Below are 13,817 nucleotides of genomic sequence, written 5' to 3'. Positions count from 1 at the left end.
GTGATGGTCACTATCACTCTAGGTAGTTGGATGTGGCCGACAGTCTTTACCCTCACAGTGGTAGCCGTCGTGCACCTTCTGGCCCCCCGCATGGAGCGCCAGAACGGCGGCATGTACCCAGACTGGGGCGGGGCATTCTTCCAACTTCTCGCCTATTCGTTCGCCCTGATCGTCAGCCTCTTGGCTTGGCTGATCTGGGCTCTGGTCTAGGAGGCGCCTCCAATGAATAGCGCCCCGGCGTCACGCGGCAGCCAAGACATCCGCCTCCCGCGCCGCCTCAATGAACATGTGGCGGACATCATCAGGCAGGGCCTCTCCTTCGAGCTCCAGCACGCACATTTCCATCGCGGCGATGTGCTTCTTCGTACCGCGGAAGTCAGCCGGCCAATCATCGGTCAGCCACTCGGCCGCGCGAAGGACGTCGCCTATGGCCCGGCGCGCGCCAACACCTTCCCAAACAAAAACCAGGCGGAATGCGTGTTTCATCCGAGACTACATAGGGCGGTGCGCGTCTTCCGCCAAGGCAGCGCTCACCGAACGACCGGAGGCTCGCGATGGAAGTGACCACCGTCGATCGCCAAACAAACCCGCTTCCGCTCTCCCTGCCGCCGCGCGGACTCTCGCGAACAATGGCCGCCGCCTATATCGGCGTTTCACCGTCGCTCTTTGACGAAATGGTGAAGGACGGCCGCATGCCCAAGCCGAAGCTCATCAACTCACGCACGGTTTGGGACCGGTTTGGGCTGGACGAGTCCTTCGCCGCGTTGCCAAGTAATGAGGATGCTGGGGGTAAGTGGACCTTCGGCGTCTGACCGAAAGGGTTCACGATGAAGCGAGACCTCCCGAAATACGTCTATCGGCATAAGGACCGATATGGCACCGAGCGGTTCTATTTCCGCCCACCGAACGGCGGAGCGGCGCGGCTTCCCGACGATCCATTGTCGGACGCATTCGAAGCCGCCTATCGGACGGCGCTGCGCTCAATTGCTGCCGAGGCCAAGACGCCCGCGCGGGTTATTCAGCCGACTCAGCAGCGCACGCTTAGATGGCTTTGGCTTGAATATGAGAAGTCGCGAGAGTTCCGCGCCCTCGAAAAATCGACGCAGCGCGTCCGCCATCTCGTCATCGAGAAGTGCCTGGCCGAGCCGATCCGCACCGGTGCAACGGAATCCTTCGGCGATTGCCCGGTCAACAAGCTCACGGCCAAGGCGATAAAGGTTCTTCGCGACCGAAAGGCAGATTTTCCCAATGCCGCGAATGGACGCCTGAAGGCGATACGCCAGATGCTTTCATGGGCGATCGAGGCGGAGATCGATGATGATCTGACGTACAACATCGCACGCGACGTTCGAAACCTCCGCGTGGATGGTGACGGCTTTCACTCCTGGACCTTGGATGACGTCGAGCAGTTTGAACGCACCCACCCCATCGGCAGTCGGGCGCGGCTCGCCTTTTCGCTCCTGCTCTATACTGGCCAGCGGCGCAGCGACATGGTCACGTTTGGAAAGCAGCACGTCCGCGATGGCTGGCTGTTCTTCACGCAGTTCAAGGGGCGCAAACGGAACCCGGTGCGGCTGGAGATCCCGATTGTCTCCAACCTGCAGAGCGTCATTGACGCCTCGCCGTGTGGCGATTTGACTTTCCTTGTGACGGATTTCCGCAAGCCATTCACCAGCAACGGCTTCGGCAACAAGATGCGCCAATGGTGCAACGAAGCTGGCCTGCCACAATGCTCCGCCCATGGCCTCCGCAAGGCGGCGGCATCGCGCTTGGCAGAGCTTGGCTGCACTGATGCGGAAATCATGGCCATCACCGGCCATACGACCCGGAAAGAGGTCGATCGCTACACCAAGGGCGCTCGCCAGCGAACCCTTGCCGAAAGCGTCTTGCGGCGATTCGAACGCACGTCCGACTAGCGGGAACGAACCGAAAACCGACTGTTTTTACAACAGCAGCTATTTCGTTTGTAACTTATTGATTTTCAAAGACTTTGGTGTCCCGGAAGGGATTCGAACCCCTGACCTACGGTTTAGGAAACCGTTGCTCTATCCTGCTGAGCTACCGGGACATCGGCTGCCATGCGGCGGCGCGAGCCAGTCCAGCTTGGCTGGACGGATGCGATGCTTATGGTCCGATTGGGCCTCCGGTTTCAAGAGCATCCCACAGAATTCTGGAACTACTCGTGCCCTGTCGGCGTTTGGCGTCGACCATACGCATTCCCCTGCCCCCTGTTTTCAAGCTGCCTCGGCAATGTCACCATGGCGCTCCACCGTCGTGACGCCATGACGATGACACAAGCGCGCGGGATGCAGGGTCGCGGATGGTGACGAAACGCCGAGCCGGAACCACGACGCCGCAACCGACCATGTTGGAGCGCCGCACGATATTTCGAAGCGGCGCGGCGCACGCGAATGGTTTGGCATGGCGATGGAAGCGGCTCGGGCTGGTCCTGCTGCTGTTGGGAGCGATGATGACGGATGCGACGGGGGCGAAACCGACCGAACGGACGGCGGGCCCGAACGAATGCCACCTTGTCGATGGCGAAGCGGGAGTCGTGACCCATGTCATCGACGGCGACACGCTCGTGCTCGACAACACGCTCGAAGTCCGCCTCGTCGGCATGCAGGCGCCGAAATTGCCGCTGGGCCGGCCTGGTTTCGTCGCCTGGCCGCTGGGAGAAGAGGCGAAGGCGGCGCTGGAGCGCATGGCCCTCGGCCAGGCGGCGCAGTTGCGCTATGGCGGAGCCCGACGCGACCGCTACAACCGGGCGCTCGCCCATGTCGAAATCCTGCCGGAAGGGCGCGAACCCATCTGGGTGCAGCGGGAGATGGTGGCCCAAGGCCTCGCCCGCGTCTATTCCTTCGCCGACAATCGCCAGTGTGTCGGCGCTTTGATGAATGTTGAACGGGAAGCGCGCCATTCAGGACTTGGCCTCTGGCCGGATCCATACTACGCCATCCGCCCTGCGACAGATCTCGGACTTGCAACCCGTCACGATGTATATGATCTGGTTGAGGGAAGAGTCGTTTCTGTCGGCGAGCGCGGTCCAATCGCCTATCTGGATTTCGGACGCGAGTGGTCGACGGATTTCACGGCGGTTCTGACGGCCGAGGCGATGGCAGCCCTGGCCGAAAGCGGGATCGCGGTGGCGGCGCTGAGGGGGCAACGGGTAAGACTGAGGGGCTGGATTGAGAGTCACAACGGGCCGAGCTTGCGGATCACGCATCCCGAGCAGCTCGAACTGTTGGAGACCAATGGTGAAGAATGACGGCATTCGGTGCCACTTTGCATAGGGAGCGCTTGCGCTCCCACGGCGCACGTCTCTGGCAGGCGGCAATCATCACGGCGAGCCTGTTGCTTGCCGGCTGCACAACCGTGCTCGAGCAGACCTATGGCCCGCCGCAGACGACGGCCGGCGCGGCAACGCCGCCTCCCGTCAATCGCGAAGAAGCCCGCATCGGCGCGCAGGAACATCCGCGCATCATCGCGAGCTTCGGCGGCATCTATCATGACGACAAGCTGGAGAAGACGGTGGCCCGCATCGTCGGCCGCATCGTTGCCGCCTCCGACGACCCGTCCCAGTCCTATCGCATCACCATCCTGAACACGCCTTCGGTCAACGCCTTCGCGCTGCCGGGCGGCTATCTCTATGTCACGCGCGGCCTGCTGGCGCTCGCCAATGATTCCTCCGAAGTCGCCGCCGTGCTGGCGCATGAGATGGGCCATGTGACGGCCAACCATGCCATGCAGCGCCAGAACAAGGCGCGCGCCGCGATGATCGTCAGCCGCGTCGTCACCGACGTGCTGCAGGACGGCGACGCCGGCCAGTTGGCACTCGCCTCAAGCCAGCGGACGCTGGCTGCCTTCTCGCAGCAGCAGGAGCTGGAAGCCGACGCGATCGGCGTACGGACCATCGGCAAGGCCGGCTATGATCCCTTCGCCGCCGGTCGCTTCCTCGACCTGATGGGCCGCTACGCCGTCTACAAGTCGGCAGGCAGCGTGCAGGACAAGCGGCCGGACTTCCTCGCCTCTCATCCGGCAACCCCGCAGCGGGTCGAATTCGCCACCCGCGCCGCGCGCCAGTTCGGCGCGCCGGGCATCGGCGAGGTCGACCGTGAGCGCTATCTGCAGGGCATCGACGGCATGTTGTTCGGCGATGACCGCTCGCAAGGCTTTGTCCGCGGCAAGAATTTCTATCATCCGACGCTGGGTGTCGGCTTCACCGTGCCGAACGGCTTCATCCTCGACAACACGACGGATGCCGTGCTGGCGACCGCGCCGGACGGGACGGCGCTGCGCTTCGACGGCGCCAACCTGCCGATCGGCACGGCGCTTGCCGATTACATCGCTTCGGGCTGGGTCAACGGCCTCGACCGCAACTCGATCAAGAGCTTCACGGTCAACGGCCTCGAAGCCGCCTCGGCGCGGGCGGAAGCCAAGGGCTGGGTGTTCCGCATCGCCGTGATCCGGGTCGGGCCGAGCGCGACCTATCGCTTCATCTTCGCCAACGAGACCGACACGCCCGGCCTCGAGCAGGCGACGACGGCGACAGTGCAGAGCTTCCGCAAGCTGTCGACCCAGGAAGCGGCGGCGCTGAAGCCGCTGCGGATCGAACTGGCGACGGTTCGGTCGGGCGATACGGTGGACAGCCTGGCGCGGCGGATGAACGGGGTCGACCGGCCGGCGGATCTCTTCCGCGTCCTCAACAACATCAAGGGCAACACGCTGCCCCCGGCCGGCGACAAGGTCAAGATCGTCAGCGATTGAGCCCTCTGAGCGGCGACGCTCGGTCCGGACCAGCGCCATGATCGTGAAAATCCAGACAACAAAAAGGGCGCCCGAAGGCGCCCTTTTCTATTTGCGGAATGTCGTCACTCAGACGTCGAAGCGGCTGACGTCGCGGACCGCGCCCTTGTCGGCGCTGGTCGCCATGGCGGCGTAGGCCTTGAGCGCGGTCGTCACGTTGCGCTTGCGCGGCTTGACCGGCTTCCAGCCATCCTTGCCCTTGGCGTCCATGGCGGCGCGGCGCGCGGCCAACTCTTCATCGGAGATGACAATGCGCAGGATGCGGTTCGGGATATCGATCTCGATCGTATCGCCCGCCTCGACCAGGCCGATGGCGCCGCCAGCGGCGGCTTCCGGTGCGACGTGACCGATCGAGAGGCCCGACGTGCCACCGGAGAAGCGACCATCCGTGACCAGCGCGCATGCCTTGCCGAGGCCGCGCGACTTCAGATAGCTGGTCGGATAGAGCATTTCCTGCATGCCGGGGCCGCCGCGCGGTCCCTCGTAGCGGATGATGACGACGTCACCTTCCTTGACCTTCTTGTTCAGGATGCCGAGCACGGCGTCATCCTGGCTCTCGAAGATCACGGCCGGGCCGACGAACTTCAGGATCGAGTCATCGACGCCGGCGGTCTTCACCACCGAACCGTTCAGCGCGATGTTGCCCTTCAGGACCGCGAGGCCGCCATCCTTGGAGAAGGCATGCGGCACGTCGCGGATGGCGCCCTTTTCACGGTCGAGATCCAGCTCGGTCCAGCGACGGTCCTGGCTGAACGCCGTCTGGGTCGGCACGCCGCCGGGGGCTGCGCGATAGAATTCGCGCACGCTCTCGCTGTTGGTCTGGCGGATGTCCCAACGGCCGATCGCCTCGGCGAGCGTCGAGGAATGCACCGTCGGCAGGTCGACATTCAGCAGATTGCCACGCGCCAGTTCGCCCAGGATCGCCATGATGCCGCCGGCGCGATGGACGTCTTCCATGTGGACGTCCTGCTTGGCCGGGGCGACCTTGCAGAGAACAGGGACATGGCGCGACAGGCGATCGATGTCGTCGAGGTCGAAGTCGATCTCGCCCTCATGCGCCGCGGCCAGGATGTGCAGGACCGTATTGGTCGAGCCGCCCATGGCGATATCCAGCGTCATGGCGTTTTCGAACGCGCCGAAGGAGGCGACGTTGCGCGGCAGCACGCTCTCGTCGTCCTGCTCGTAATAACGGCGGGTGATGTCGACGATCTGGTGACCGGCCTCGATGAACAGGCGCTTGCGGTCGGCATGCGTCGCCAGCGTCGAGCCGTTGCCGGGCAGCGACAGGCCGAGCGCCTCGGTCAGGCAGTTCATCGAATTGGCGGTGAACATGCCGGAGCAGGAGCCGCAGGTCGGGCAGGCATTCTGCTCGATCAGCTTGACGTCCTCGTCCGACATGCTGTCGTCGGCGGCGGCGACCATGGCGTCGACGAGGTCGAGCGCATGCAGCTTGCCATCCGAGAGAACGACCTTGCCGGCCTCCATCGGGCCGCCGGAGACGAAGATCGTCGGGATGTTGAGGCGCAGCGACGCCATCAGCATGCCCGGGGTGATCTTGTCGCAATTCGAGATGCAGACCATGGCGTCGGCGCAATGGCCGTTGACCATGTACTCGACCGAGTCGGCGATGATCTCGCGCGACGGCAGCGAATAGAGCATGCCGTCATGGCCCATCGCGATGCCGTCATCGATGGCGATCGTGTTGAATTCCTTGGCGACACCGCCGGCCTTCTCGATCTCGCGCGCCACCAGCTGGCCAAGGTCCTTGAGATGGACGTGACCGGGGACGAACTGCGTGAAGGAATTGACCACTGCGATGATCGGCTTGCCGAAATCGCCGTCCTTCATGCCGGTAGCGCGCCATAGGCCGCGCGCGCCGGCCATGTTGCGGCCGTGGGTGGTGGTACGGGAACGATAGGCGGGCATTTGAGACCTCGATCTTTCAATAGTCCCTCATATAGGGCGTCGCCGATCGAGCTGAACGTCCGAGGGATGTGGTTTTGGTTGGTTGCACCAAAGTCGCGGATAAGTCGAGAAAATTTCGCTTTCGACCCTTGCACGGAAAGGGGGCGCGCGCCATGTGGAGCTTACGAGCGGGGTCCGGGCCCCTCTGGCGGTGCGTCGCCCACCGTGATGTCGGACCCACTAACGCCTATTGGCCCGGCGACATAACGCTCGTGACACATGGATATCACCACATTCTTCGCCGCCGAGTTCCTCGGCCAGCCTGCGGCTGCGTGGGCGCTCTTCATGGGCATCGTCGCCGTCCTGCTCGTTCTGGACCTTGGCGTGCTCAATCGCGGTGACCAGGAGATCGGCATCCGCCGCAGCCTGGTGCTTTCGTCGTTCTACATCTCGGTAGCGCTTCTGTTCGGCGCATGGGTCTGGTGGGATCTCGGCGCCGAGTCCGGCATGCTCTATCTCACCGGCTTCGTCGTCGAGAAGAGCCTGGCGCTCGATAATATCTTCGTCATCTCGCTGATCTTCGCCGCTTTCGCGATCCCGCGCGCCTATCAGCACCGCGTGCTGTTCTGGGGCATTCTGGGCGTGCTGGTGCTGCGCGCCATCATGATCGGCCTCGGCGCGGCTCTGATCTCGTCCTTCGGCTGGATTTTGTACATTTTCGGCGCCTTCCTGATCATCACCGGCATCAAGATGCTGTTCGCCGGCGACGAGCCGATGGATCTCGAAAACAGCCGCATCATCAAGCTCGTGCGCAAGGTCATCCCGGTTTCGCCGACGCTGGACGGCCACAAATTCTTCACGCACGTCAAGCAGTCCGGTGCGACCAAGGCAACGCTGGTCGCGACGCCGCTATTCCTGGCGCTGGTCTCGATCGAAATCGCCGATGTCGTCTTCGCGGTGGATAGCGTTCCGGCCGTGTTCGCCATCACGACCGACCCCTACATTGTCTACACCAGCAACATCTTCGCCGTTCTCGGCCTGCGCGCGCTGTATTTCGCGCTCGCAGCGATGGTCCACCGCTTCCACTATCTTAAGTACGCGCTGGCGCTGGTGCTGGTCCTCGTCGGCAGCAAGATCTTCTGGACCCACCTTGTCGGCCCCGTGAACACCTTCTTCTCGCTCGGATCGACCATCGGCATCCTGGCGGCCGGTGTCATCGTCTCGCTCTGGAAGACCCGCAACGAAGATCGGGTGGCCGCTCAGGCTGGCGCGAGCGACGTCTCGATCAAGCGCACCCAGTAGGAAGCACCGATCGGCAAGGCGTCGTCATTGAAATCATAGGCCGGGTTATGCAGCCCGGCCGAGTCGCCATTGCCGATGAAGATGAAGGCGCCGGGGCGCTTCTCCAGCATGTAGGAGAAGTCCTCGCCGCCCATCATCGGCGCGACCGCGCGATCGACGCGGTCGCTGCCAACGATCTCGGAAGCCACATCGCCCGCGAAAGCGGTGTTGGCGGCGTGGTTGACCGTGACGGGATAGTTGCGGTCGTACTCGACCTCGATCGACGCGCCACAAGCGGCGCCTATGCCGGCCGCGATCTCGCGGATGCGCTTTTCCGCCAAGTCGCGCATATCGCTCGTCAGCGTGCGCACGGTGCCGCCGAGATAGGCGGTCTGGGGGATGATGTTGTGCGCTTCGCCGGCATGGAACTTCGTCACGGAAACCACGACGGATTCGAGCGGATCGACGGAGCGCGAGACGATCGTCTGCATCGCCTGGACAAGCTGGGTCCCGACGACGATAGGATCGATGCCGGAATGCGGCTTGGCCGCATGCGCGCCGCGGCCCGTGATGATGAAGCTGAACTCGTCGGTCGCCGCCATGATCGGGCCGGGGCGGATCGCGAACTTGCCGATCTCGAGGCCGGGCATGTTGTGCATGCCGTAGACCTCGTCGATGCCGAACCGCTCCATCAGACCGTCTTCGATCATCGCCTTGCCGCCGGCGCCGCCCTCTTCGGCCGGCTGGAAGATGATCACCGCCGTGCCGGCGAAATTGCGGGTTTCGGCCAGATATTTCGCAGCGCCCAGAAGCATGGCCATATGACCGTCATGGCCGCAGGCGTGCATCTTTCCAGGGATCGTCGACGCATAGGACTTGCCGGTGATTTCCATCAGCGGCAGCGCGTCCATGTCGGCGCGCAACGCCACGGTCCGGCCCTCGCCACGCTTGCCGCGAATGACGCCGACGACACCGGTGCGGCCGAGGCCCGTCACGACGTCATCCACGCCGAACCCTTGCAACCGCTCGGCCACCGTGGCCGCCGTGCGATGGACGTCGTAGAGGATTTCCGGATGCTGGTGCAGATCCTGCCGCCAGGCGGCAACCTCGTCTTGAAACTCGGCGAGACGATTGACGATCGGCATCCGGAACTCCGCGGGGTTTACAGCACGAAGCTCCACTCTAGAGCGTTTTCGAGCGAAGTGTGTAGCGGTTCGCGTGAAGAAAACGCGACCAAGCAAGGAGTTAGAGCGCTGCCCGTTTCAGCGAATGGGTGAAAGCCTCCAACGGCGACGCCGCAAAAAACCAAGATCGGGCTTGGGTTTCGCTTCCTTCACCCCTGGCGCGGTTGCGGATCGTCAGGGGGCGGGCCGTGCGCTCCCTTGTCATGATGCTCCTGTCCGGGACTGTGGGAATGGCTCGTGGAGTGGGTGGACGAATGCCGCGACTGGCTGTTGGCATGAGCGTGGCTATGCGCCTCGCTAAAGGTCGGGCCATTGCGGTAGAAATAGCCGTGGCCTTGCGAAAAATCCTCTCCATCGGCAAAGCTATGGCTCCGAGTGAAGCCTGCCCAGGGATTATCGTCGTCATCCGACAGCTCTTCGGGATCGAAGGGCGCGGTGACCTGCCGGACCGTCGCGCCAAGACGGGCGAGCATCGCCTCGGCTTCGGCATCGGGCCGGATCCGCAGACGATCGTCCAGCAATTGCGTCGGGAGTTGTCGGTTGCCGAGATGCCAGGTGATGCGGATCATCAGCGGCGCATCACTGGCTGAAACATCGAGCAGGGGCTCGGCCGCCGCCACGACCGCGACGATGCGGCCATCTTCCAGCAACAGCCCGTCGCCGTGCCGCAGCCCGATCGCAATCGGCAGATCGAGGAGAAACGCCACGCCGCCCCGTCCTGACATGGCGAGGCGGCGTCGATGTCGGGCATCATAATCCAGAAGGACGGAATCTGCAGGGGAGCCGGACCACGAGCCGGCGGGAAGGATGGAGGTTGCGCGTATCATTTGGCGCCTCATCAAAGGCTCACTACAGAACCGGATCGTCGAGCGATCCTGAATGCTTTAGGTCCCGCCCCCACGCGACCCCTAGTTGAGTTTTACAGCATAACCCTACGTCAAGCCAGAAGCGCCGCCGACGGACATGCTGAGTCTTCTGACAAAATTCCGCGATCTAGCGCCACGTCAGCTACGTCCGGAGCAAGGAATCTGGTCGGCGATTCCGCCCATATTCCAAGGACTTCGAGACAAAGTTTGCAAAAGTACAATCCGTCGCTTTGCCAAGAGTGGCGGAATTCGGTTATTCAGGACGCAACGCTGCACCTCCACGGCCCGCGACCTTCCCGAGACGGACAAAGCCTGACATGCCCTTCGTGACCCGATCGATCGCCCGGTTTTTTGCACTCATCCTGCTGCTAGGGATTGGCGTGAACGCGGCATCGGCAGTGGAAACGCCGTACATCGTCGTCGACATGGACAGCGGCAAGGTGCTTGCGGCGCGCAACGCGCACCAGGAATGGTACCCCGCCTCCGTCACCAAGCTGATGAGCGCCTATGTCGTGTTCAAGGCGATCCGCGCCGGCAAGATTTCGCTTGCGAGCCAGATCGTCGTCTCGCGCCACGCGCTCGACGAACAGCCCAGCAAGATGGGCTTCAAGGTCGGCACCGTCATCGACCTCGATAATGCGCTGAAGATGATGCTGGTCCATTCGGCGAACGACATCGCCATGGCGATCGGCGAGTCGGTCGGCGGCAGCGAGGCCGGCTTCGTCGCGCTGATGAACGCGGAAGCGGCCCGGCTCGGAATGAGCAATACCCATTTCATCAATCCGAACGGCCTGCCCGGCGAGGGCCAGTTCACCAGCGCGCGCGATCTCGCCGTGCTGGCGCGTGCGCTCTGGACCGAGTTTCCCGAGCGTCGCCAGCTCTATGGCATCACCGCGATCCAGTCCGGCAAGCGCGTGATGAAATCCGCCAATTCGCTGCTCGAGCGCTATCCCGGCAGCAGCGGCATGAAGACCGGCTTCATCTGCGCCTCCGGCTTCAACGTCGTGGCGACGGCATCGCAGAACGGCAATACGCTCATCGCCGTCGTGCTGGGCGCCAGCAATGGCAAGGAGCGCTCCGAACTGACCGCGCGCCTGATGAACCAGAGCTTTGGCAGCCTGGCGCTGACCGGCAGCCGCCCGTCGCTGGCAAGCTTCCGTGGCGCCTCGCCGATCGCCGGCCCGATCAACATGCGCGACGACATCTGCAACCGCAAGGAACGCGGCGAGCACGAGGCAGAGACCGCCGCGGCGCCGAACCTCCCCACCGCCCTGCAGCCGCGCGTAAAGCTGATGGAGCCCGTCGTCGTCTCGACCATCGGCGTCCGCAACCCAGATGGTTCGATCAAGCCAGCTGCCGTTGTCGAAGCCGAGGATCAGGCGAAAGCTATCGCCGCGGCGGCCGCCAAGCAGGAGAAGAAGAAGGGCAAGGCCGCTTCCAACAAGAAGAAGGACGGGGCCAAGAAGGAAGCCGGCAAGAAGTCGCCGGCCAAAACCGCCAATCAGGACGATGCCAAGCCGGTCAAGGCCAAGGCGCCCAAGCCCGCTTCGAAGCCCAAGATCGAGCTCGGCGTGCCCTTCGACTCGACCGATATCGCGCCACTGCCGGATTCCGCGCTCGCGATCACGCAGTGACGCCCTTGGCCCAGGAAGCAGCAGCCCCGCCGGTCCGCCAGCGCCCAAAGCCGATCCCGCTGACCGTGATCACCGGCTTTCTCGGCGCCGGCAAGACGACGCTTTTGAACCGGCTTCTGCGCGACCCCGCGTTGGCCGGCACCGCCGTGATCGTCAACGAGTTTGGCGAAATCGGCCTCGACCATCTCCTGGTCGGCGAGTCCGAGGATGGCATCATCGAGCTTTCTTCCGGCTGCCTCTGCTGCACCATTCGCGGCGAACTGGTGACGACGCTCGAAAACCTGCTACGCGCCCTCGACAACCATCGCATCGAGAAACTCGACCGCGTCGTCATCGAAACGACGGGACTGGCCGACCCGGCCCCGGTGCTGCAGAGCGTCCTGCTCCATCCCTATCTCTCGATGCGCTATCGGCTCGACGGCGTCGTCACGGTCGTGGACGCCGTCAACGGCGCGCGCACGCTCGATATGTCGGACGAAGCCAACCGGCAGATCGCGGTCGCAGACCGGATCGTGCTGACCAAGGCCGATCTCGCCGAGGCCGATCCGGCCATCCGCGACCGGATCCGCGCCTTGAATCCCGGCGCCGTCATCCTCGAAGCCGGCCGGGACGACGTGGAGCCGTCAAACCTGTTCGACACACAGCCTTTTTCCACCGATGGCAAGATTGCCGACGTGGTTGGCTGGCTGGCCGCCGAGGCGCATGACCATGCCGGCCACGATCACGACCATCACCACCATGGCCATCACCACCATGACCATCGTGACCACGGCCACCACGATCACGGCCATCAGCATGCCCATGACGTGAACCGACACGACGCGCGCATCCGCTCGTTCACGGCGACCCGCGCGACGCCGATTTCCCGCCACGCTCTCGACGACTTCCTCGACCGGCTGGCGCGCGAGCATGGCGCGAGCCTGCTGCGGCTGAAGGGCCTCGTGCAGACGGCCGAGGCGCCGGACCGGCCGCTGGTGATCCAGGCGGCGCAGACGATCTTCCATCCGCCCGCGCGGCTTCCCGCCTGGCCGAGCGACGACCGCCGCTCGCGGCTGGTGCTGATCGTGCGCGACATGCCGGAGACGGCCGAGCGTGCGATAGTCGGCGCCTTTTCCGACCTGCCGCAGACCGACACGGCGGACGCGACCACCATCGCCGACAATCCGCTGGCCATTTCCGGCTTTTCCGGCGTCTTCCGGCCCTAGAACCGTTCTTCTGCTTTCCTGTCGTCAGCGGCGCGCTTCGTTGACGATGTTTTCGCGGCATGATACTTAAGTACATGCTTAACCAATCTGCTCCGCTCGATCTTCTGTTCCAGGCGCTCTCCGATCCGAGCCGGCGCATCATGGTGGAGCAATTGTCGCGCGGCCCGGCCTCGGTCAGCGAACTGGCCAAGCCCCTGTCGATGACCTTGCCGGCGGTCGTGCAGCATCTGCAGGTGCTGGAGACGAGCGGCCTCGTCCGCAGCGAGAAACTTGGCCGGGTCCGAACCTGCACCCTCGACACCAGCGCGCTGCAGCAGGCCGAAACATGGATCCAAGAACGGCGCTCCCTGTGGGAAACGCGGCTGGATCGGCTGGGCGAATTGCTCGCCATACCCGAAGAGCCGGCCAGTCGAGACCCCGCATAGAACAACGCCCGAACCGAAGGAAAGAATGATGACCGAGCGATCCGTCACCCATGCCACCTTCACGATCCGCCGCCTCTACAAGGCCGCGCCCTCGCAAGTCTTTGCCGCCTGGGCTTCGGCGCAAAGCAAGGGTCGCTGGTTCGGCGCGCCCGACGAAGGCACGACAAAGCTGGAACTCGATTTCCGCATCGGCGGCCGCGAGCACAGCGAGGGCCGTGGGCCGAATGGACAGCTGTATCGCTACGACGCGCTCTACCAGGACATCGTCCCGAACCAGCGCATCATCTACGCCTATGACATGCATCTCGACGACGAGCGGATCTCCGTCTCGCTGGCGACGATCGAGTTCAGGCCGGAATCGGGCGGTACGCGTCTCGTCCTGACAGAGCATGGCGCCTATCTCGATGGGCTCGACAAGCCAGAATATCGCGAGCACGGCACCAACGAGTTACTGGACGCGCTGGGCGCGGTATTGGAACGGCAAGCCGTATCGACCTGACGCTCAGGCGCC

General features: G+C 63.8%; 14 protein-coding genes and 1 tRNA gene. 10 read left to right on the top strand and 5 right to left on the bottom strand.

Annotation, left to right across the window (positions count from 1 at the left end):
- Nucleotides 1-210: hypothetical protein (locus OSH12_RS16865; RefSeq protein WP_266344749.1), on the top strand; the 210-nt coding region annotated here is incomplete at its 5' end.
- Nucleotides 211-240: 30 nt separating this feature from the next.
- Here OSH12_RS16865 and OSH12_RS16860 read toward each other — a convergent pair.
- The gene (locus OSH12_RS16860) at nucleotides 241-486 is read right to left on the bottom strand and encodes a DUF982 domain-containing protein (RefSeq protein WP_266344748.1); all 246 of its coding nucleotides are present in this window, start codon (nucleotides 484-486) and stop codon (nucleotides 241-243) included.
- A 68-nt stretch (nucleotides 487-554) separates the two neighbouring features.
- On the opposite strand from OSH12_RS16860, the gene OSH12_RS16855 reads away from it, so the two are divergent.
- Together OSH12_RS16855 and OSH12_RS16850 are read left to right on the top strand one after the other, a co-directional pair.
- The gene (locus OSH12_RS16855; protein WP_266344747.1) at nucleotides 555-812 is read left to right on the top strand and encodes a helix-turn-helix transcriptional regulator; all 258 of its coding nucleotides are present in this window, start codon (nucleotides 555-557) and stop codon (nucleotides 810-812) included.
- A 15-nt stretch (nucleotides 813-827) separates the two neighbouring features.
- Nucleotides 828-1,916 carry a tyrosine-type recombinase/integrase gene (locus OSH12_RS16850; RefSeq protein ID WP_266344746.1) on the top strand — a complete coding sequence of 363 codons (1,089 nt, stop codon included), beginning with the start codon at nucleotides 828-830 and terminating at the stop codon, nucleotides 1,914-1,916.
- Nucleotides 1,917-1,991: 75 nt separating this feature from the next.
- On the opposite strand, the gene OSH12_RS16845 is transcribed toward OSH12_RS16850, so the two are convergent.
- Nucleotides 1,992-2,068 (bottom strand) — tRNA-Arg (locus tag OSH12_RS16845).
- A 252-nt stretch (nucleotides 2,069-2,320) separates the two neighbouring features.
- Between OSH12_RS16845 and OSH12_RS16840 the strand changes: the two genes are divergently transcribed.
- Together OSH12_RS16840 and OSH12_RS16835 are read left to right on the top strand one after the other, a co-directional pair.
- Nucleotides 2,321-3,268, top strand: coding sequence for a thermonuclease family protein (locus OSH12_RS16840; RefSeq protein WP_266344745.1), 948 nt, complete (start codon nucleotides 2,321-2,323; stop codon nucleotides 3,266-3,268).
- Complete coding sequence (locus tag OSH12_RS16835; protein ID WP_380225270.1) at nucleotides 3,265-4,767, top strand: M48 family metalloprotease; 1,503 nt, start codon at nucleotides 3,265-3,267, stop codon at nucleotides 4,765-4,767. The genes OSH12_RS16840 and OSH12_RS16835 overlap by 4 nt, the downstream gene beginning before the upstream one ends.
- A 108-nt stretch (nucleotides 4,768-4,875) precedes the next feature.
- On the opposite strand, the gene ilvD is transcribed toward OSH12_RS16835, so the two are convergent.
- Nucleotides 4,876-6,732 (bottom strand): dihydroxy-acid dehydratase, encoded by a 1,857-nt coding sequence (gene ilvD / locus OSH12_RS16830; protein WP_266344743.1) that lies wholly within the window; start codon nucleotides 6,730-6,732, stop codon nucleotides 4,876-4,878.
- Between the two features lie 258 nt (nucleotides 6,733-6,990).
- Between ilvD and OSH12_RS16825 the strand changes: the two genes are divergently transcribed.
- Nucleotides 6,991-8,013, top strand: coding sequence for a TerC family protein (locus OSH12_RS16825; RefSeq protein WP_266344742.1), 1,023 nt, complete (start codon nucleotides 6,991-6,993; stop codon nucleotides 8,011-8,013).
- Here OSH12_RS16825 and OSH12_RS16820 read toward each other — a convergent pair.
- A complete protein-coding gene (locus tag OSH12_RS16820) occupies nucleotides 7,971-9,137 on the bottom strand; it encodes a M20 aminoacylase family protein (protein WP_266344741.1) in 1,167 nt (388 codons plus the stop codon). The two genes, OSH12_RS16825 and OSH12_RS16820, sit on opposite strands and share 43 nt — an antisense overlap.
- Before the next feature lie 188 nt (nucleotides 9,138-9,325).
- Entirely contained in the window at nucleotides 9,326-10,003 is a 678-nt protein-coding gene (locus OSH12_RS16815) for an urease accessory protein UreE (protein WP_266344740.1), read from the bottom strand.
- 356 nt (nucleotides 10,004-10,359) lie between these two features.
- On the opposite strand from OSH12_RS16815, the gene OSH12_RS16810 reads away from it, so the two are divergent.
- The 4 genes from OSH12_RS16810 to OSH12_RS16795 all read left to right on the top strand — a co-directional run bounded on the left by OSH12_RS16810 (nucleotide 10,360) and on the right by OSH12_RS16795 (nucleotide 13,805).
- Nucleotides 10,360-11,676 carry a D-alanyl-D-alanine carboxypeptidase family protein gene (locus tag OSH12_RS16810; protein ID WP_266344739.1) on the top strand — a complete coding sequence of 439 codons (1,317 nt, stop codon included), beginning with the start codon at nucleotides 10,360-10,362 and terminating at the stop codon, nucleotides 11,674-11,676.
- 5 nt (nucleotides 11,677-11,681) lie between these two features.
- Nucleotides 11,682-12,881, top strand: a complete 1,200-nt coding sequence (locus OSH12_RS16805) for a CobW family GTP-binding protein (protein ID WP_266344766.1) — start codon at nucleotides 11,682-11,684, stop codon at nucleotides 12,879-12,881.
- Nucleotides 12,882-12,955: 74 nt separating this feature from the next.
- Entirely contained in the window at nucleotides 12,956-13,306 is a 351-nt protein-coding gene (locus OSH12_RS16800) for an ArsR/SmtB family transcription factor (protein ID WP_266344738.1), read from the top strand.
- A 25-nt stretch (nucleotides 13,307-13,331) separates the two neighbouring features.
- Nucleotides 13,332-13,805, top strand: a complete 474-nt coding sequence (locus OSH12_RS16795) for an SRPBCC family protein (RefSeq protein WP_266344737.1) — start codon at nucleotides 13,332-13,334, stop codon at nucleotides 13,803-13,805.
- The last annotated feature ends 12 nt before the right edge of the window (nucleotides 13,806-13,817 follow it).

Origin of the sequence: Kaistia terrae, from assembly GCF_026344005.1 — a bacterium.
Taxonomy (GTDB): domain Bacteria; phylum Pseudomonadota; class Alphaproteobacteria; order Rhizobiales; family Kaistiaceae; genus Kaistia; species Kaistia terrae.
This window is presented reverse-complemented; position numbering and strand designations above follow the sequence as displayed.